16 protein-coding genes are annotated in these 18629 nt (G+C 69.3%); 9 read left to right on the top strand and 7 right to left on the bottom strand.

Going from position 1 to position 18629, the window contains the following annotated elements; all coding sequences use genetic code 11:
• The first annotated feature begins 43 nt into the window (after positions 1-43).
• Positions 44-634, top strand: a complete 591-nt coding sequence (locus K8625_RS05080; protein ID WP_223745434.1) for a hypothetical protein — start codon at positions 44-46, stop codon at positions 632-634.
• 27 nt (positions 635-661) lie between these two features.
• Here the strand turns inward: K8625_RS05080 and K8625_RS05075 are convergent, their stop codons facing one another.
• Positions 662-1441 carry a DNA/RNA non-specific endonuclease gene (locus K8625_RS05075; RefSeq protein ID WP_223745433.1) on the bottom strand — a complete coding sequence of 260 codons (780 nt, stop codon included), beginning with the start codon at positions 1439-1441 and terminating at the stop codon, positions 662-664.
• A gap of 396 nt (positions 1442-1837) precedes the next feature.
• Between K8625_RS05075 and K8625_RS05070 the strand changes: the two genes are divergently transcribed.
• Positions 1838-4744 (top strand): PQQ-dependent sugar dehydrogenase, encoded by a 2907-nt coding sequence (locus tag K8625_RS05070; protein ID WP_223781981.1) that lies wholly within the window; start codon positions 1838-1840, stop codon positions 4742-4744.
• 25 nt (positions 4745-4769) lie between these two features.
• Here the strand turns inward: K8625_RS05070 and K8625_RS05065 are convergent, their stop codons facing one another.
• Positions 4770-5186 carry a DUF4267 domain-containing protein gene (locus tag K8625_RS05065; protein ID WP_223781980.1) on the bottom strand — a complete coding sequence of 139 codons (417 nt, stop codon included), beginning with the start codon at positions 5184-5186 and terminating at the stop codon, positions 4770-4772.
• A gap of 145 nt (positions 5187-5331) precedes the next feature.
• On the opposite strand from K8625_RS05065, the gene K8625_RS05060 reads away from it, so the two are divergent.
• Positions 5332-6264, top strand: coding sequence for an AraC family transcriptional regulator (locus K8625_RS05060; RefSeq protein WP_223781979.1), 933 nt, complete (start codon positions 5332-5334; stop codon positions 6262-6264).
• Between the two features lie 58 nt (positions 6265-6322).
• Complete coding sequence (locus tag K8625_RS05055; protein WP_223781978.1) at positions 6323-6625, top strand: hypothetical protein; 303 nt, start codon at positions 6323-6325, stop codon at positions 6623-6625.
• 35 nt (positions 6626-6660) lie between these two features.
• Here K8625_RS05055 and K8625_RS05050 read toward each other — a convergent pair whose 3' ends face one another.
• From K8625_RS05050 to K8625_RS43640, 3 genes are all read right to left on the bottom strand, one after another.
• The gene (locus tag K8625_RS05050; RefSeq protein WP_223745428.1) at positions 6661-7863 is read right to left on the bottom strand and encodes a M57 family metalloprotease; all 1203 of its coding nucleotides are present in this window, start codon (positions 7861-7863) and stop codon (positions 6661-6663) included.
• 248 nt (positions 7864-8111) lie between these two features.
• The gene (locus K8625_RS44380; protein WP_370641876.1) at positions 8112-8681 is read right to left on the bottom strand and encodes a helix-turn-helix domain-containing protein; all 570 of its coding nucleotides are present in this window, start codon (positions 8679-8681) and stop codon (positions 8112-8114) included.
• The gene (locus K8625_RS43640) at positions 8630-8881 is read right to left on the bottom strand and encodes a cupin domain-containing protein (RefSeq protein ID WP_370641875.1); all 252 of its coding nucleotides are present in this window, start codon (positions 8879-8881) and stop codon (positions 8630-8632) included. The genes K8625_RS44380 and K8625_RS43640 overlap by 52 nt, the downstream gene beginning before the upstream one ends.
• A 282-nt stretch (positions 8882-9163) precedes the next feature.
• Here K8625_RS43640 and K8625_RS05040 point away from each other — a divergent pair, with 282 nt between their 5' ends.
• Together K8625_RS05040 and K8625_RS05035 are read left to right on the top strand one after the other, a co-directional pair.
• On the top strand, positions 9164-9274 hold the full coding sequence (locus K8625_RS05040) for an SDR family NAD(P)-dependent oxidoreductase (RefSeq protein WP_223781977.1): 111 nt from the start codon (positions 9164-9166) through the stop codon (positions 9272-9274).
• 515 nt (positions 9275-9789) lie between these two features.
• Positions 9790-12438: a glycosyltransferase gene (locus tag K8625_RS05035; protein ID WP_223781976.1), complete on the top strand. Its 2649-nt coding sequence runs from the start codon at positions 9790-9792 to the stop codon at positions 12436-12438.
• Between the two features lie 8 nt (positions 12439-12446).
• On the opposite strand, the gene K8625_RS05030 is transcribed toward K8625_RS05035, so the two are convergent.
• Entirely contained in the window at positions 12447-13409 is a 963-nt protein-coding gene (locus tag K8625_RS05030; RefSeq protein ID WP_223781975.1) for a class I SAM-dependent methyltransferase, read from the bottom strand.
• Positions 13410-13653: 244 nt separating this feature from the next.
• Here K8625_RS05030 and K8625_RS05025 point away from each other — a divergent pair, with 244 nt between their 5' ends.
• Positions 13654-15528 (top strand): hypothetical protein, encoded by a 1875-nt coding sequence (locus K8625_RS05025; RefSeq protein ID WP_223781974.1) that lies wholly within the window; start codon positions 13654-13656, stop codon positions 15526-15528.
• 221 nt (positions 15529-15749) lie between these two features.
• Here K8625_RS05025 and K8625_RS05020 read toward each other — a convergent pair whose 3' ends face one another.
• On the bottom strand, positions 15750-16301 hold the full coding sequence (locus K8625_RS05020) for a hypothetical protein (RefSeq protein ID WP_223781973.1): 552 nt from the start codon (positions 16299-16301) through the stop codon (positions 15750-15752).
• Between the two features lie 139 nt (positions 16302-16440).
• On the opposite strand from K8625_RS05020, the gene K8625_RS05015 reads away from it, so the two are divergent.
• Together K8625_RS05015 and K8625_RS05010 are read left to right on the top strand one after the other, a co-directional pair.
• Positions 16441-17055 carry a hypothetical protein gene (locus K8625_RS05015; protein WP_223781972.1) on the top strand — a complete coding sequence of 205 codons (615 nt, stop codon included), beginning with the start codon at positions 16441-16443 and terminating at the stop codon, positions 17053-17055.
• Positions 17052-18563: an ankyrin repeat domain-containing protein gene (locus K8625_RS05010; protein WP_223781971.1), complete on the top strand. Its 1512-nt coding sequence runs from the start codon at positions 17052-17054 to the stop codon at positions 18561-18563. Before K8625_RS05015 ends, K8625_RS05010 begins: the two co-directional genes overlap by 4 nt.
• The last annotated feature ends 66 nt before the right edge of the window (positions 18564-18629 follow it).

The raw sequence follows: 18629 nt of genomic DNA, 5'->3' as shown, positions 1-18629 counted from the left end.
GTGGGGTACGCTGCGGCCCGACTCCGTCAGCGAAGGTACCGCCATGACCGCGCAGCTCCACGACACCGTCGAGTACCGCAAGCACGTCTTCGAGCTCGCGGGCATCCAGGGCACGGACCTGTTCGAGCCCTCCGCCCACGGGCTGAGGCCCTGGGCCATGTCGACGGCCTGTCAGCGGGGCTTCCTCTGCCGCTACCGCGTCGCGGACAAGCGGCTGCTGCTGGAGGAGCTGCGCATCGGCTTGTCCGCCCAGGAGGAACAGGCCGTCCGGGAGGGCCACGGCCCGGCGCTGTCCGGGCAGCTCGCCACCTATTCCAGCGAGACGCACGAGCGGGTCGTCTACACGCGCCTGCGCGCCCCCGTGGCCTTCACCGGGGGCCTGTTGCTGGTGGACGGCTTCAACCGACGCGCGCCCTTCCACGAAGGGCTCCACCCCGCCTGGGGGCGCAAGCGCGCCCAGGAGCTCCTCTTCGAGGGAGGCCGACTGGTGGAGGAGCGGGACTGCGACGGAGTGATGGCGCGGGTGCACGAGCAGGCGCGCGAGAAGTCCCTGGAGCTGGAGCTCGCGCCCCACCGGGCGCTCGTCGCCCAGTGGCTCGCGGATGCGTTCCGCAGGAACTACGGCGCGGACTGAGCCGGGGCGCGCGCTGTCGGACCTGTCTCAGTTGCAGCCCTGGCCGGTCAGCCAGTCCACGCCCCGGGTCCGCGAGGCCGTGCCGCCCGAGCCCCCTCCATCCGTGTTGGAGAAGGACAGCGCCACGCTCGCGCCCGACGTCTGGTTCCTGATCTCCATCGTCAGGGTGTTGGGAATCAGCGCCGTGGTGTTCGGATAGCTCGCGCCGATGGTGTAGCGCAGCCGGCCGCTCGGCAGGCTCCCGCACTTGGCCATCTTGTTCTCGAGCTGCAGCCAGTTGCCGCGATTGAAGTTGGCATCCTGCGGCACCAGGTTCGCCCGGCCACCCCAGCCCCCCAGCTGCGAGCCGATGAGGTGCCCCCCGTCGTAGTCATTGCTGGGGTTCTCCGCATCGCCCCACTGCCCCACGCTCGTCTGACAGGCGTCGATGCGCGGCGCCGCGACGATGGCCGGCAGGTTCTTGTACGCCCGGCTCGGACGGCCCGCGGTGTCCAGGAAGTAATACTCGCCATCGAAGTCGTGCCAGAGGTTCCGGTCACTCGACGGGAAGTACTTCGGACAGTCCCGGATGGCCGCCCCGGTGACGTCCCCGTGGCGCACGTAGCCGACGCCGTACGGCGCCAGCGCCCCACGTATCTGCTCCTCGGTGTGGCTGTCGAAGAAGGCCATCAGGCCACCAGGCCCACCGAAGTCCTGCTCCAGCTGGCCGACGACGTCATCCCCGCCCAGCTCCAGGCCGGGGTCTCCACAGCCGCCGAGCCACAAGACAGACACCACCGCAACGGAAAGCTTGCTCAGGATGCGCATCCTCTTGGCTCCCTCTGGGCCGACCTGCGTGACATCGGGCAGCGTGTTGACCAGGAGACATAGAACCGAAATGCGTGAACTTCCAAAAAACTGAGAAGAACCGCGCCGCCCCTCCTCCAGCGCTCGTTGGCACCCGACGCTCACGGCTTCCGCCGCAGGTTCAAGGCTCCAACAGCACGCGACAGCGCGGTAGGCCGAGGTGTGCGGGCCCACGCACCGCTCACGTGCATGTCACGTCATCGCGCTTGCGAACATGCTTTCAATGTAAAACGAGAAAGCATCATTCCCCCTCCACGCAGCCCCCAGCGGCGTGAACCTGTTCGACCGGGAGAGACAACAATGCAAACACAGGCAAGCAAGTGCACAGGCCCAGGGTGGCCCAGGCCGCTCACGCTCGTGAGCGTGGCGCTTCTGCTCATCACGGGTTGTTCGACGCCGCCGACGGAGCCCTCGGAGCTCGCGGGCTCGAGGGCGGGCGCCGTCATCCAGGATGCCAACTTCGCCGACTCGGTCTTCGTCACCGGCCTGAGGGGTCCGACCACGATGACCTTCGCGCCCGACGGGCGCCTGTTCATCTCGGAGAAGAGCGGAGCGCTGCGCGTGGTCCAGAACGGCCAGCTGCTGGCGACGCCGTTCATGACGCTCGCCGTGGACACCGGCAACGAGCGGGGCCTGATGGGCGTCGCGTTCGACCCCAACTTCGAGAGCAACAACTATCTGTATGTCTATTACACGTCGGTGGACGGCACCATCCACAACCGGGTCAGCCGCTTCACCGCCAACGGCAACGTGGTGGTGCCCGGCAGCGAGCTGGTGCTCGCCGACCTCCCGACGCTCGACGCCGCCAACCACAACGGCGGCGCGGTGCGCTTCGGGCCTGACGACAAGCTCTACGTCTCCGTGGGCGAGAACGCGGTCTCCTCCAACTCGCAGAGCCTGAACACGCCGCTAGGGAAGATGCTGCGCTTCAACTCGGACGGCACCATCCCCACGGACAACCCATTCCACGCGACGGCCACCGGGCTCGCGAAGGCGACCTGGGCCATGGGGCTGCGCAATCCGTTCACCTTCGACTTCCAGCCCGGTACGGGGCTTTTGTTCATCAACGACGTGGGTGAAGGCGGCTGGGAGGAGATCAACCGCGGCCAGGCCGGGGCCAACTACGGCTGGCCGATGACGGAGGGCTACTTCACGAACCGCCCGGGGCTCACGCAGCCGTTCTACGCGTACCCGCATGGCCCCGGCACGGCCGCCGGCAACTGCATCGCCGGGGGAGCCTTCTACAACCCGCGCGTCTCCGCGTTCCCCGGTGCATACCTGGGGCAGTACTTCTTCGCGGACTACACCAACGACTGGATTTCGCGCATCAACCCGACCACCGGCGCCGTCTCCCTGTTCGCGACGGGCGTCTCGGGCCCGGTGGACCTCGATGTGGGTCCCGACGGCGCGCTCTACTATCTGGCGCGGGGCACGGGGCAGGTGGGCCGCATCGCGTACACGGCCGCGCTGCCGCCGACCATCGCGCAGCAGCCGGCGGACCTCCTGGTCTCCGTGGGCACCCCGGCGAGCTTCACGGTGTCGGCGAGCGGCGAGCAGCCCCTCACCTACCAGTGGCAGCGCAACGGCGTGGCCATCTCCGGCGCCACGTCGGCGACCTTTACGCTGAGCGCCGCGCAGCTCACCGACAACAACGCGCGCTTCCGCGTGGTCATCACCAACGGGATTGGGACGGCCACCAGCACGGAGGCCGTGCTGACGGTGACGTCCAACAAGCCGCCGGTGGCCACGATTCTCACACCGGCCGTGGGGACGACCTACACCGCCGCCACGAACCTGGTGTTCTCCGGCTCGGCCAGCGACGAGGAGGATGGCGCGCTGCCGCCGAGCGCCATGACGTGGAGCATCGTGTTCCACCACGACACCCACACGCATCCCGCCATGCCCGACACCACCGGCATCGCGAGCGGCGACTGGCCCATCCCGAACATCGGCGAGAGCTCGGCGAACGTCTGGTACCGGGTGTGGCTCACGGTGCGGGATTCGATTGGCCTCACCCACACGACGTATCGCGACGTGCACCCCGTCACCGTCCCCATCACGGTGAGCAGCGTGCCTGGCGGGCTGCAGGTGTTGATGGACGGCCGGCCCGTCCCCTCACCCCACGCCACGACGGGCGTGGTCGGCGTGCTCCGCTCGGTGGGCGTCGAGTCCCCGCAGTTCGCGAACGGGAAGCTCTGGGCGTTCTCGTCGTGGTCGGACGGCGGCGCGCAGTCCCACGCCTTCACCACGCCGGCCAGCGAGGTCAGCTTCACGGCCACGTTCACGGAGACCGCGAGCGGCAGCTGCTACCGCATCCAGAGCGAGCGCAGCGACAAGTGGCTCGCGGTGGATGGCGCTGGGAAGGTCGTGGCCAGCAGCACGGCGCAGACGGGCGGGCAGATCTTCCAGCTGGTCCCGGTGGGCTCACGGTTCAAGCTCAAGGGGACGGGTGACACGTTCATGACGGTGGTGGACAACCAGCTGTCGATGACCGGCAACTTCACCAGCGGGGAGTCGTTCACGCAGCACCCCTGTGGCTATGGCGGGCGCACGCGCGTCGGCTTCCAGGCCTCGGTGGGGACGGCGCCCCACTGGAAGGAGACGACGCCGGATGGGCCCATCCAGAGCGGCGACGGTGGCAACGGCGGCGCCTGCAACCCGGCGGATGGCGGCACGTGGGAGGGGTTCTATCTGGAGCCGGTGGCCTGCTCGGGTGGCACCACGAGCCCGGTGTGCGGCAACGGCGTCCTCGAGAGCGGCGAGCAGTGCGACGACGGCAACACCCAGTCGGGTGATGGCTGCAGCGCGACGTGCACCCTCGAGAGCGGCAGCGCGGGCTGCGTGCGCATCCAGAGCGAGCGCAGCGACAAGTGGCTCACCGTGGATGGGGCGGGCAAGGTGGCCGCCATCAGCACGACGCAGGCCGGGGGCGAGGTCTTCGAGCTCGTCACCAGCGGCACGAAGTACAAGCTCAAGGGGGCGAGCGGCGCCTACGTGGCGGTGGTGGCGGACCAGCTCACCGTGAACGCCACGCTCGGCACCGCGGAGGCGTTCACCCGCCACGCGTGCGGCACCTTCGGCGGCCGCAATCGCTACGGCTTCGAGTCCTCGACGGGCACCGCGCGCAACTGGAAGGAGAACACGCTCGCCGCGCCCATCCAGAGCGGCAACGGCGGCAACGGTGGCATCTGCAACCCCACCGACGGCGGCTCGTGGGAGGGCTTCTATGTCGAGCCCGCGACCTGCCCGGTGACGGGAGGCTGAAGGCCCACGTCCCGGGGAGGCCCGCTCAACCGCGAGCCTTCCCGGGGCGCAGCAGCGCCCAGCCCAGGCAGATGCCGTAGATGGCGGCGGAGCCGTGGACGGCGAACGCGTAGGCGAACGACACGCCCTGCCCCATCACCGTCAAGGCATCCGTGACGGGCATCACGATGGAGGCGACCACGAAGATGCCCGCCGCCTTGCGCTGACGCGCGGCCACCAGGCCGAAGAGCGCCAGCGCGATGCCGAAGTCCCGCCCGGCCTTGACGCGCATCCACGCAATCGCCTCCGTGCCCGTCAGGGGCAACCCGAAGCCACGAGCGGCTTCCACCGGGTTCAGCAGGCCGCCCACGCTGAGGTAGAGCATGAAGCCCCCCAGGAGCAGCGTGAACAGGGCCGTGGGGGAACCGAGCCTCCAGGACAAAGGCGCTGACGTCGTATCCATGGCATCTCCTCGTGCTTCGAGCCGTGTGTTCATGCGGAAAATCTGCCGCCCGGGGCTCGAGGTCGCCATCTCCGGCCGTCTCGATTCTTTGTCTGGAACGCTCATCACCTGAGCGCCTCGGGCAGCCCACGGCTATACTGGAGGCATGGACCCCACCCCTGGCTCCGACCTGCTCGGGCAGATCCTGGAACACACGCGGCTGAGGGGACGACTCTACTGCCGCACCGTCGCGCGGGCCCCCTGGGGGCTGCGCATGGCGCCCACGCGGACGGCCACCCTGCACCTGGTCGTCGCGGGCACCTCCGTCCTCGTCCAGGGAGGCGAGACGCTCCCCCTGGGCCCCGGAGATGTCGTGCTGCTGCCGCGCGGAGACGGACACGCGCTCGCGGACTCGCCGCGCAGTCCGAAGATGGCGCTGGAGACCTGGCTTGAGACCCGGAGCGAGGACGCCTCCGCCTATGTGCTGGGAGGCTCCGGCGTGGAGTCCCGCCTGCTCTGCGGCTCCTTCGCGTTCGACGACCCGGGCGCGCACCCCGTGCTCCGCCTGCTCCCCGAGCGGGTGCATCTGCGGGGCGCGTCCGAGGAGGCACGGGCGCTGCTGCCCACCGTGGCCCTGCTCGACAGCGAGGCCTCGCGGGGCGAGCGCGGCTCGTCGCTCGTGGTGTCCCGGCTGCTCGACATCCTGCTGGTCCAGGTGCTGCGCGCCTGGGCCGAGACACAGCCTCCCGGCGGCGCGGGCTGGCTGGGTGCGCTCGGGGACAGGACGCTCGCGAGCACGCTGGGCTGGATGCACGCGGAACCTGGACGGAGCTGGACGGTGGACGAGCTCGCGAAGCGCGCCGGCACGTCACGGGCCACGCTGGCGCGTCGCTTCACCCACGCGGTGGGAATGGCGCCCCTGGAGTACCTCACCCAGCTGCGGATGCAGGAGGCGTCGCGCCAGCTGCGACAGGGCCAGGAGGGGCTCGCGGCCATCGCCAGCCGGGTCGGCTATGAATCGGAGTTCGCCTTCAACCGCGCGTTCCGCCGACACATGGGCGTGCCCCCTGGCGAGTACCGGCGGACGGCCCAGGGATGACGCGCGAGTTCGGCGCCGATGGGTCAATACCTTCGCCGGCGGCACCACGATGCGAGCGGTGACGTCCCGCTCGGACTACGTCCTCAAACCCGACCACTCCTTCCAGTTCAAGGACGTGGGGGGCTCGGGGCCCGCGGGGGCGATGACCTTCGGCACCGAGTCGGACACGGGGACCTGGAGCGTGAAGCACGACGTGCTCACACTCGCCGGGGCGCAGCGCCCACGCCGCGACCTCCTGATTGGCGCGGCGCGCACGCCCGAGGGCAAACGCACGCTCTTCCTCATGCCCGAGCACTCGGGCTGGTCCCTCCAGCCCGGAGCCATCGGCATGAGCAGCGAGCTGTACGTCGAGAAGGAGTGAGGCCTCCCGCGGGGCCGCGCGGGAGCCCTCGGTCGTCACTGGATGAAGAGGACGAACGTCTCCCACGCGCCGATGGCGGAGCGGTTGGCGTTGACCGCGCCCGAGGCATTACCGCCACCGCCGTTCTCCGCCACCACGTACTGGCCATTGGAGGCCTGGAGGGCCACGCGGTCCCCGGCCTGGAAGCGGCTCCTGCCCTCCAGGTTGATGAAGCGGAAGGTCTCCCACCCCTGCGCCGCCGCGCGGTTCGCGTTGACCACGCCGCCACCACCGTTCTCCGCCACCACGAACTGGCCGTTGGCCGCGCGCAGGTTGATGAGGTCGTTGTTGAGCAGCTCGCCGCCGTTCAGGTCGACGTAGCCGAAGCGCTCCCAGTCACCGATGGCCGTCCGGTCGGCGCCCACGAACGTGCCGCCCCCATTCTCCGCGACCAGGAAGTTCCCCGTGGCGGTGCGGAAGGACAGCCGCGTGCCCGCGGCCTGCGGATACAGCGCGAGCAGCGCCGTGACGTCGCTGCCCGTGAACTCGCCCGTCTCCGCCGAGCGGAAGCACGAGTTCATGATGGAGCCCCCCACCGACGCGGTGGTCGGCGTGCCCGGGATGTGGATGGCGCCGACTCCGCCATCGCCCTCGTTGCCTCCCGTCCCGCAGCTGATGGTCCGGTTGTAGAAGTCCGTGTGGCGGAAGCCGAGGGTGTGCCCGAGCTCGTGCGTGATGACGTGCTCGATGACGTCGACACCGTACTGGCTGAGCCGTCCACCGATGGTGATGGAACCGAATGGCAGGCCATTGGCCGGGAACCCCGCGACGCCTCCGTTCATGTTCGGGTCGAGGTTGGCCTGGATGGTGAAGCTGCAGCCGGTGCTCGGCGCGCGCGCCATCGTGAAGCGTGGGGAGCGCTCGTTGTAGTTCTGGATGGCCAGGTCCAGCGCCGTGCTGAACACCCCGGTGAAGGCGGGGCCGTTGACGCAAATCCTCGTCACGGCCGCGCCGACGAGGTTCGTCGTGCGGTACTGCTCCTCGGAGGAGTCGGAGGCCGTCGACAGCTCGCGCGAGGCCTCCAGGGTGACCTCCGCGTCCCTGCCGACAAAGACCGTCTCACCGACGACCTGGATGTCATTGGCGGGGAAGCCCGCCTGAATCAGGTTGTCGACAATCTCCTGCGTGGGTGCGGGCTGCTCGCCACAGCCCCACGACAGGACACTGCTCGCGGCGATTGCGAAAACGAGAGACTTCAAGGACTTGGGGGTTGGAGACACGGGGCAACTCTTCGTGAAGGCTGGGCGACTGAAACATGCGGCTGCTCGAGCCTTCTCGCGAGCAGGCCGCCATCGCCCTATCCCTCTCCCCACGCCCGCCGCGACGAAATCGCGTGAGCCGGGTGTCCACGTGTCGACTGGCGCTCACGGCGTCACGACGCCACGCAGCCAGCTTCCTCGACTTCACAATGTATCGGTATCGCGGTCCGAGAGCGGACGCCCCCACGTCAGCTCGCGCGCGCGTAGCGCCCCGGAGACTGGCCCACATGGCGACTGAAGGCCGTGGTGAAGGTGCTCGCCGAGCTGTAGCCCACGCGCTCGGCCACCTCGTGGATGCTCAGCTCCCGGCCACACAGCAGCCCCCGCGCGACGGCCATCCGCCAACCGAGCAGGTACTCCATGGGCGCCAGCCCCACGGTGTGCGAGAAGCGGTCGAAGAACGCCGAGCGGGAGAGCGCCGCGCTCTTCGCGAGCTGCGCCACGGTCCAAGGGCGTGACAGGTGACGGTGCATCTGCCGTATCGCGGGCGCGAGCCGCGCGTCCGCCAGTCCGCGGAGCAACCCCGGAGGCATGTCGTCGCCCGACGTCGCGCGCAGCGCTTCGATGAGCAGCAGCTCCACCAGCCGCGTCAGCACGAGCTCTCGCCCCGAGCGCTGCTCGCCTGTCTCATCCCCGACGAGCCGCACCAGCATGGAGAGCCGCTCCACGCCGCGCACGTGCACCACGGCCGGGAGCAGTGACACCATCAGGGCCCCGTCCGGTGAATCGAAGACGAAGCAACCACCGAGCAGACGCACGTCCGGGCGCCCTCCCCGTCTGCCATGGCGCACCTCGCCCCGGGAGACACGGCGACCTTGGGGTCCACACGCTCGGCCATCACCGGCTCGAACCCGGAGATGGTGAAGCCCGGCGTCGCCGGCAGCAGGACGAAGTCGCCCTCCTGAAGCGCGATGGGCGCCTGTCCGTCCACGGCGAGCCGACAGCTTCCTTCCAGCACGGCGCGGAAGCTCGGCTGGCCGAAGTCCGATTAGCGGACGCCCCAGGCGCCGGCGCCGCTGATGCCCTTCGAGAAGACGGCCCTGGGCTGGAGCAGCGCGATGACTTCCGACAGCGGGGCGCTCATGGACTGGACTCTAGCAAAAGAAATCCGGACGCCGTGTGGTGGAGCGTCCGGGAGGCCGCGCGTACCTTGGGTTCATCGACGCCGCGAACCGCGGCAGGGAGTCGACATGACGGCAATGTACGAAGTCACGGGTGGATGCCATCAGGAGGCTCGCTCATGAAGACGGTGCTCATCACGGGGTGCTCCTCCGGCTACGGGCTCGAGACCGCGCGCCACTTCCTCGGCCTGGGCTGGAACGTCGTCGCCACCATGCGGACACCGCGGTAGGACCTCCTCCCGGCCTCGGAGCGGCTGCGGGTGGTGCCGCTCGACGTGACGAAGCCCGGGAGCATCGCCGCGGCGCTGGAGACGGCCGGCCCCATCGACGTGCTCGTCAACAACGCCGGCTCGGGCAGCCGACCGTTGTGACGCGCGAGTCCGACGTGGCGGAGGCCGGCTGGCGCGCCGTGAACGACACTTCAGGGGCGCTCCGTTTCCCCGCAGGCCCCGACGCGGTGGCCCTGGCCCTGGCCCGCTCGGCGTAACCGGGCTGCGGGCCGGTCCCCGCCCGTGTTTCATGAAACAGACATCCGGCGGCCGAGACACCTGGCCCGCCACCTCCCCCGCATCGCCCCAGGAGGACCGGGACGGATTGCACCAAGGTCAACTGGTTGGAGTTGCAGGCAGGACACAAACTCTCTCAATGAGTCCTCCAGGACTCGAATCCCACCTGTCTGGCCATGCGACAGGAGCCTCACCGCTCCGCCGCGGGCGCCAGGGGACTCACGGAGAGAGGAGACGCTTTGAGGCTCTCGGAATGGCTCAGTGGGACCCGCCCCAGGTCATGGCGCGGCTTCGGCATCCACGTGCTCATCTTCGTGGCCGTCGCCGCGCTGTTCACAGGATTCTGGGCGTTGAACAACCGCCCCGTATCCGCGCCGGACTGGCCGGAGCGCATCTCCGGCTTCACGTACTCGCCCTACCGGCTCGGCGAGAACCCGAGGAAGGGCCGGTACCCCACCGAGGCCGAGCTGCGCGCGGACCTGGTGCAGCTGAGCCAGTGGACCGACCACATCCGCATCTACACCGTCCAGGGCTCCCAGGCGGAGGTCCCGAGGCTGGCCGAGGAGCTCGGCCTGCGGGTGACGCTGGGCGTCTGGATCTCCGACGATTTGGAGCGCAACGAGCGGGAGCTTGAGAAGGCCATCTCGCTGACCCGCGCCCACCCGAACATCGTGCGCGTGGTGGTGGGCAACGAATCCATCTATCGCCTGGACGTCACCTTCGACGAGCTCGTCGCCTACCTCGACCGGGTGCGCGCGGCCGTCACCGTCCCCGTGACGACCAGCGAGCAGTGGCATGTCTGGCGGGGGATTCCGCAGCTGGCCGAGCATGTCGACCTCATCTCGAGCCACGTCCTGCCCTACTGGGAGGACGTGTCGATGCAGGCCGCTCCGGGCTACGTGCTCGAGCGCGTGAGCCTGCTGCGGGAGATGTTCCCGGACAAGCCCCTGCTGCTGGGGGAGGTCGGCTGGCCGAGCAACGGCGGCGTGCGCGGCAGCGCGGTCCCCTCCGGCGTCGACCAGGCCGTCTTCCTGCGCACCATGGTCGACCTGCTCAATCGACACGGCTACGACTACTTCGTCATCGAGGCCTACGACCAACCCTGGAAGGACAGCATCGAAGGAGCCGCCGGCCCCTACTGGGGCGTGTTCGATGCCTTCCGTCAGCAGAAGTTCAACTTCGTGGGCCCCGTGGTGGCCGTCCCGAAGTGGCGCTCCCTGGCGCTCGCCTCGGCCATCCTCGCGCTCGTCACCCTGGTGCTGCTGCTCATCGACGGCTCGGCCCTGCGACAACGCGGCCGCACCTTCCTGACCGTCACGGCCTACTGCTTCAGCACGGCGCTGGTCTGGATGGGCCATGACTACAGCCAGCGCTACCTCCACGGGGTCGGCCAAGCCGTCAGCCTGCTGCTGCTCCTGAGCACGTTCGGCGTCCTCCTCGTCCTGCTCACCGAGGCCCACGAGCTGGCGGAGACCGTCTGGGTCCCCAAGCGCCGCAGGGAGTTCATCCCCGTGAGGGCGGACCGGGCCTACCGGCCGAAGGTGTCGGTGCACGTGCCCTGCTACAACGAGCCGCCGGAGATGGTCCGCCAGACGCTCGACGCGCTCGCCGCCATGGACTACCCCGACTACGAGATCCTGGTCATCGACAACAACACAAAGGACCCGGCGGTGTGGAGGCCCATCGAGGCGCACTGCGCGCGGCTCGGCAGGCGCTTCCGGTTCTTCCATGTCGCCCCGCTGGCCGGGTTCAAGGGCGGCGCGTTGAACCACCTGATTCGGCACACGGCCCCGGACGCCGAGGTCATCGCCGTCATCGACTCGGACTACCGCGTCGAGCGCGACTGGCTCAAGCACATGGTGCCCCACTTCGCCGACCCGCGAATCGCCGTGGTGCAGTCACCCCAGGACTACCGGGACCACGACGAGAGCGCCTTCAAGCGGCTGTGCTACAGCGAGTACCGGGGCTTCTTCCACATCGGGATGGTCACCCGGAATGACCGCGACGCCATCATCCAGCACGGCACGATGACGATGACGCGCCGCTCGGTGCTGGAGGAGCTGGGCTGGGCCGAGTGGTGCATCTGCGAGGACGCGGAGCTGGGCCTGCGCGTGTTCGAGAAGGGCTACTCGGCCGCCTATGCGCATCAGAGCTACGGCAAGGGACTGATGCCCGACACGCTGGTCGACTACAAGAAGCAGCGCTTCCGCTGGGCGTATGGCGCCGTGCAGATCATCAAGCGGCACGCCGCCATGCTGCTGTGGGGCGGCAGGAGCGAGCTGACGGCGGGCCAGCGCTATCACTTCCTCGCCGGCTGGCTGCCGTGGCTCGCGGACGGGCTGAACCTCTTCTACACGCTCGGCGCGCTCGTCTGGTCGGTGGTGATGGTGGTGGTGCCGCACCGGGTGGCGCCGCCCATGCTCATCTTCACGATTCCGCCGCTGGCGCTGTTCCTGTTCAAGGTCGGCAAGACCTTCTTCCTCTACCGGCGCGCGGTCGGCGTCGACTTCCGGGACGCGCTGGCCGCGGCGCTGGCCGGGATGGCGCTCTCGCACACCATCGCCAAGGCGGTGGTGTATGGGTTCTTCACGAGCACCCTGCCGTTCATCCGCACGCCGAAGAACGCGGACCGCCATGGGCTGTGGATGGCCCTCTCCGAGGCGCAGGAGGAGCTGGCGCTGCTCGTCCTGCTGCTGGGGGCGGCGGCCGGCGTCTACGCGGTCCACGGGCTGACCAGCCGGGGCCTGTGGTTCTGGGAACTCCAGCTCCTGGTGCTGTCATTGCCCCATCTGGCCACGGTCATCATGGCCGTGCTGTCCAGCCAGGGGCAGCAGCAGCGCCGCGCGAGGCTCCCGCTCGGAAGCAGGAGCGTGCCGGCGGGCCACTGAGCCCACGCTCAGGGCTTGCGCCACCGGATGTCGATGCCCTTCACCCAGGCCTCGCCCCGGCCGTCACCCCGGTCCTCGGCGCGGAACACCAGCTCCCCGGCCTCGGCGTCGAAGACGAACTGCCGCGGCTGCGCCTGCGCGTCATGCACGTCGAACGTGCCGAGGACCCGCTCGCCCTGCTGGACGACGAGCCGCCCACACCACTCGTGGGCGTGCGCGTCCAACGTGAGCGTCCCGGGTCGGGCGAGCGAGAACTTCGCCGACTCGTGGGCGGCCGCGAGGACGAAGAGCATGCCGTCGCGCTTCGTGTAGTTCCCACCGAGGCCCTGGGGAGGGTTCGGCTTGCGCAAGAGGGACAGGCAATCCAGCTTCGGATTCCCACCCCAGTCGATGACCTGCTGCGACACGACGGACAGGCCCTCCTTCTGCGCGTAGTGCGCGAAGAGTTCCTGGCTCATGAAGTTGCGGATGCCGGGGTTGTCCATCCACCGCCCGCAGGGGTTCGCGGTGTAGTTCGAGTGGTGGATGAACGCGTGCGCGTCCGGCGCCAGGACGCGGAAGAACTCGCGCAGGTAGGCCCGCACCACGTCGCTGTCGAAGTGGACCATCGCGTCGAAGCAGTAGGCCAGCGTCAAGGAGCCGCTGCGCAGCGCCGCGAGGCTCGAACCGTCGTTGACGACGAAGGATATCTTCGAGTCCCGGCCCGCGAAGCGGCGACGACAGAAGTCGATGTTCTCCGGGTTGATGTCCACCACATGGACGCGCTCGGAGAGCGGCAGCAGGAATTCCGTGTTCCGGCCATGGCCCGCCGCCAGGTCCATGGTGGAGGTGAAGTCACACGCGCTGATGACGGGCCAGATGAGGTTCTTCCAGGCCTCCGGCATGAACGCCTCGACCTCGTCGTAGTACGCGTGCTCCTTCCAGTCGTCTCCAACCTCCTTGGCCAGTACGGCGACTCCCTCTTTCGACATGGATGTGGCTCTCTCCCAAAGGTTGGACGCCCCAGCAGACACAATCCGCCTCGGCGCAGCAAGCGGCCTGGGCCGTTCACCACTTGACAGCTGTGCCCCTCCATTCCAAGAACACTGAAGTGCTGCACGCATCGCGAAATGACCCCGACCCCGCGGTGGAATCAGGGCGTTGACCTGGATGCGACTTCAGGGAGGCGGGGCGCGGGTTGCGTCACGGCGAACATCGATGCTTGGCTTTGATTTCATGAACACACGTCGTGTCGGGGGGACCGCGGCGCGTTGCGCCCTGGTGGCGCTCTGCCTCCTGGGGCTGTCCTGCGTGAAGCGCCCGGTGGACTACGCCCGCGAACATGCGCAGACGCTCGCGCCGGCGAAGCTGGAGTCCACGGCCAAGGCCACGGTGGGCGCCGTCCGGAAGCTCCGGGTCCGTGTCTACGCGGATTCGGATTACCGGGAGCAGGTGGTGCGCTGGCGCAGCAGCATCGTGTCCCAGTTGCAGCGCGCGAGCGCGGTGGTGCGGGGCCCACTCGGCGTGGAGTTCGAGCTCGAGTCCACGCGTGAGTGGGCGCACCGCGGCGTCGAGGGCGAACTGGGGGGCTCGCTGAGCGCGCTGGAGTTGGTGGACCCGGGAGAAGGCGTGGACCTGGTCGTGGGGCTCGTCTCCACGCTCAAGTTCTACACCGCCTCGCACCATGAGCTGGGCATGGCGCGGCTGTTCGGACGCCACTTCGTGATTCGGGAGATGGGCAACCCCGACGAGGTCCGCGCCATCATGGAGGCGCTCGTGCACCTGCCCCAGGACGAGCAGCAGACGCTCTACCAGCAGCGCAAGCAGCACAAGGAGACGTCCGTCTTCCTCCATGAGTGGGCGCACACGCTGGGAGCGTTCCACGTGCACGACTCGCACTGGATGATGTCCCCCAACTACGGCTCGAACCAGGGCGCCTTCTCGCCGCAGACCCTGTCCTTGCTCGCCACCAGCCTGAGGCATTCCTCCAAGGCCCAGCACGACGAGGCGGCCGCGCTCGCCTGGGCGACCGAGCTGTGGGAGTTGCTGACGTCGACCTCCTGGCCGGAGTGGGAAGGGCCCCAGAAGGACGCCATCGTCGACTGGCTCGCGAAGGTCCGCGCGGGCGCCGCGCCCCTCACCCAGCAGCCTCCCAAGGCGAGCACCCTGTCCGCGGACGACCGGCGCCTGCTCGACTCCATCCTCGCGCTCGACAAGGAGGGGCGCGTCGAGGTCGCGGCGCAGCAGATGGAGCCCCTGGCGCGCTTCCATCCGGAGGACGCCCACATCCAATCGCTGGCCTGCTACCTGGGCACACGGGCCGCGCCCACGCTGCCGGCGACCCGGGAGAAGTGCGCCTCCGTCGCGGAGAAGTTCTCCAAGAACCCCTCTCCCCTGTTCCAGCTCGCCGTCCTGGACGCCCAGCAGGGCCGCCACCTGGAGGCGCAGGGTCACCTCGTGCGAGCCCGGCAGCGGATGGAGGCGGACCCAGGAACCACGCCGGACGTCTGGGGAGACCTCGCGGCGCTCTTCAAGCAGACCTCCTCGCTCACCTGGACCGAGCAGGCCCTCGCGAAGACCGGCGACGAGTCACGCACCCGGGCCGTACGGAGCTGGACCGTCCAGACCCGGCGGTGGATGGCCTTGCCGGTGGACCCTTCCGTGAGCGGCGTCGCCGTGGAGCGGGAGGGTGAGCTCATCCGCGCGGCGAAGGACGTGGAGGCGGCCCTGGACAAGGGGCCCGCGGTGAAAGCACCGACGCGCCTTGCCTGGCTGAAGCGGGAGTTTCCACGCGCGGCCGTGCGGCACGTGCTCGACTGCGAGATGAACCTGCGCGCAGGCAGGCTGGGGCCCGCGAAGACATCGTGCCGGAAGGCGGTCGCCGCGTATGACGAGGCGGTGCAGGCGCACTTCATCCTGGGCTGGATGGCCTCCATGTCCGGCGCCCGCGCGGAGGCGCGGACCCACCTGGAGCGCGTGGTGACGCTGGAGCCCCTGCACACCGAGGCGTGGCGACTGCTCGCGGAGCAGTACCGCGCCGCCGGCATGCAGGAGGCGCTGAAGACACTCCAGGGCCACTATCGCGAACAGTTCGCCCAGGAGCTGCGCTGAGACGCCCCGGGCTCCGGCCAGCCGCGAACACGAGGACACACGGCCGACTTCAACCGCGCGCCGGCCCGTCCCGGCGACGACGGCTCAGCCCCAGCACCAGCAACATCAACAGCGCGGACAGCGAGAACAGGCCGGACACACGAGAACGAACGGAGCCAGGAGGGTGCAGGGTGACTCCCTGAACGCACCCACGTGATTTGCTTCGCCCGAAAAGGCGCCCGCTACTTCGGCATCTCGGTGGGGGCCTCGCCGAAGGTCCGCCCCCTCTGGTCCCCCAACCAGAAACCGCGGTACTCGAGGCCGTACTGGACACCCCCCGAATCGAGGAACACGGGGACCGTCTTGCCGTCGGTGTCACGGGCCTCGAAGTCGGCGTAGTGGTTCTCCAGCCCCGCCCCCGCCTTCACCCGCAGGGACCTGGCGCCGCTGAGCGGCACCTCGAGCCGGCCCTTCACCTCGTTGACGGCGGGCCCGTTCGCGTCGAAGAACACATACAGCGGGCCGCTGAAGCCCTTGGGGACGATGAAGTGCACGGGCTTCGCGGTGCGCGCGGCCCACCAGGACGCGGTCAGGTCATCGAACACCACCGCGAACAGCCCCACGCCGCCCACCACCACCAGCACCAGCCCGATTCCGACCGACGCGGCCATCGACAGGTTGAAGAGCTTCTTGATGAGCAGGGCGACCCCCATCCCGACAGCGCCCCCCACGACCACCAGGAACAACATGCCCAGCATCACGCCAATGGCCATCCCACTGTCCGGACCGTTCACGTCGCACGACTCCTCGCCCCCTCGGGCTGCAATGGGCACGAGGTTATACGCAAACCGTGACACTGGGGATGACACCCCTCGGGAGACATGAGTCACCCGTGACTATCCAAGAGCCTCTGTCTTTGGGTTGAATGGCAGGATGGCCCCAGCCGCACCCCAGCCGCCGCCCGACTCCCGGAGGCGGGGCGTCGCGAAGAACCTGCTCTTCGTCATCGCCTGTCTGCTCGTGGGTGGCTCGGCGGCCTTCGTCGTGCTGCACCAGGACAGGCCCCCGGACGGCCTCCCCATCCCCGAGGTGGCCGTGCCGAAGGCCGAGGCGCCGAAGGACCCGCCCCCCGTCACGAAGCCGCTCACCGGCCCCTATCGCGACCCTCGAATCCCCCAGCGGATGCCACCAGGAGACGAGCTGCGCCGGCCCACCGAGGACGTCTGGTGCGAAGGCCTGTCCGTGGAGCGCTGCGACGACTTCCCCAAGGACTGCGAGCTCGCGGCGTATTGCGACGGCGTGAGGTTCTGCAGGACCCAGCCGATGTATCCGAACAAGGCGGAGTGCGCGGAGGAGGGCGTCCTGGGCGCCAGCGTGGCGTGCTGCCCCGGCCTCGTGCCGCGCTGTGGCGCCCTGGAGCACCACGTCGGCCCCAGGTGCGACCCCATCGAGGGAACCACCCTGGAGTCGGTCTGCGTGCGCTGCGGCGATGGCGTGTGCGGGAAGTTCGAACAGGTCTGCAACTGCCCGGAGGACTGCGCCCGATGAGCCTCGTCCATGTCCAGCGGCTCACGCCCGTGACGCTCGTCGTGCTCCTGCTCGGCGGCTTCGCCGACGCGCGTCCCAAGTACCTGTCCCAGGCCCGCTTCATCGAGGACACGCCGGTGATGCAGGCGGCGCTCGACGGGGATGCGGCGCGGATGAAGGACCTGCTCGACAACAAGTCGGCGGTCAACATCACGGGCCATGTCACGAATGGCTACCCCCACATGACCCCGCTGATGGTGTCGGGGGAGAAGGACGACGTCGCCCTCGTCCGGATGCTGCTGAAGGCGGGCGCGGACCCGCTGCTGCGAGTCCCCCGACACGACAACAGCGCCTGGCCTCCCTTCGGCTGGTCCGCGCGGTGCTTCGCGCGCTCCACGGGTGCGGCTCGCGCGGAGAAGCTGCTGGTGAAGGCGGGCTCGCGCGGTGACGAGGCGTGCCTCGTGGAAGCGGACTTCCTGGCGGCCGTGGCCAAGGAGCAGGTGCGGAAGGTCGAACAGCTGGGCCAGCGCGCGAAGGGGCGCATCCAGCAGCGCGTGCTCGCGGACGCGCTGAGCCTCGCCATGGACCAGAAGAGCGTGCCCATGGTCCGCGCCATCGAGGCGTCCGGGCTCTCCCCCCGGGGAGGACTCAACCTCAACATGGCCGTGCCCGCCGGCACCGACGTGTCGATGCGCCCCGGCTCACGCGTCACCATCACGCCCCTGCCCGCCGTGGAGGTGGCCCTGCGAGAGGACGACGAGAAGGCCCTGCTCGCCCTGGTGAAGAAGGGCGCCGCGCCGCCTCCGCTCTCCCAGCTCGTCGAGAAGCGGATGCGCTCGGTGGTGAAGCACCTGCTGAAGACGGGCGCCAATCCCAACGACACGCTGCCCTGGTCGGACACCGCCCTCATCAAGGCCGTGCAGGCCCGCGATGGGGACCTCACGGAGGCCCTGCTCGCGGCTGGCGCGGACGTCAATCTCGCGGGGGCCAGCGCGGCCACGCCCCTGCTGACCTCGATGCAAGGCAATGAGCCCGTGGACACCACGCTCGTGCGGCGCCTGGTGGAAGCGGGAGCGGACATCGACAAGAGCGACAGCACCCGGCCTCCCTTGCAGCACGCGGCGGGCATCTGCCTGCCGGACATCGTCTCCCTGCTCCTCCAGCGCGGGGCCCGGTGGAACCGGCCTCCGCGCGGCGGCACGGGGCTCTACGAAGACGCGCTGCGGCCTCGCGCCCCCTGCACCGAGGAGGACACCCTCCGCGTCGTCCAAGCCCTCCGCGCCGCAGGCGTCCTCATCCACGCACAGGAGCTCCTGGACCCGGGGTACTTCCACGAGCGCGCGCGGCAGTCCCCGGCCCTGGGCGCCGAGCTCTTCGCGGCAGGACTGGTGCCAGAGCGCAAGCAGCCGAAGCCCCGTCACCCGGAGGGCAGCCCCCTGCGAAACCTGGAGGACCTGGGTAGGGCCGTTCGGACCACAACGCCTCTCATCGAGTGGGAACGCTACAACCCCTGGCTCTGGGGAACGTGAGACCGGTGTGCGATTGACGCTCCCTGGCAATGGGCGACATAGACCCGCCCATGCCGACAAAACTGA

It is taken from the genome of Myxococcus sp. AS-1-15, from assembly GCF_020037055.1.
GTDB lineage: Bacteria > Myxococcota > Myxococcia > Myxococcales > Myxococcaceae > Myxococcus > Myxococcus fulvus.
This window is presented reverse-complemented; position numbering and strand designations above follow the sequence as displayed.

Coding starts and splice junctions, on each gene's coding strand:
- K8625_RS05075 (WP_223745433.1), bottom strand. CDS start 1,441: ATGCGCATCCTGAGCAAGCTTTCCGTTGCGGTGGTGTCTGTCTTGTGG.
- K8625_RS05010 (WP_223781971.1), top strand. CDS start 17,052: ATGAGCCTCGTCCATGTCCAGCGGCTCACGCCCGTGACGCTCGTCGTG.
- K8625_RS05065 (WP_223781980.1), bottom strand. CDS start 5,186: ATGGATACGACGTCAGCGCCTTTGTCCTGGAGGCTCGGTTCCCCCACG.
- K8625_RS05030 (WP_223781975.1), bottom strand. CDS start 13,409: ATGTCGAAAGAGGGAGTCGCCGTACTGGCCAAGGAGGTTGGAGACGAC.
- K8625_RS05060 (WP_223781979.1), top strand. CDS start 5,332: ATGGACCCCACCCCTGGCTCCGACCTGCTCGGGCAGATCCTGGAACAC.
- K8625_RS05015 (WP_223781972.1), top strand. CDS start 16,441: ATGGCCCCAGCCGCACCCCAGCCGCCGCCCGACTCCCGGAGGCGGGGC.
- K8625_RS05040 (WP_223781977.1), top strand. CDS start 9,164: ATGAAGACGGTGCTCATCACGGGGTGCTCCTCCGGCTACGGGCTCGAG.
- K8625_RS05025 (WP_223781974.1), top strand. CDS start 13,654: ATGAACACACGTCGTGTCGGGGGGACCGCGGCGCGTTGCGCCCTGGTG.
- K8625_RS05080 (WP_223745434.1), top strand. CDS start 44: ATGACCGCGCAGCTCCACGACACCGTCGAGTACCGCAAGCACGTCTTC.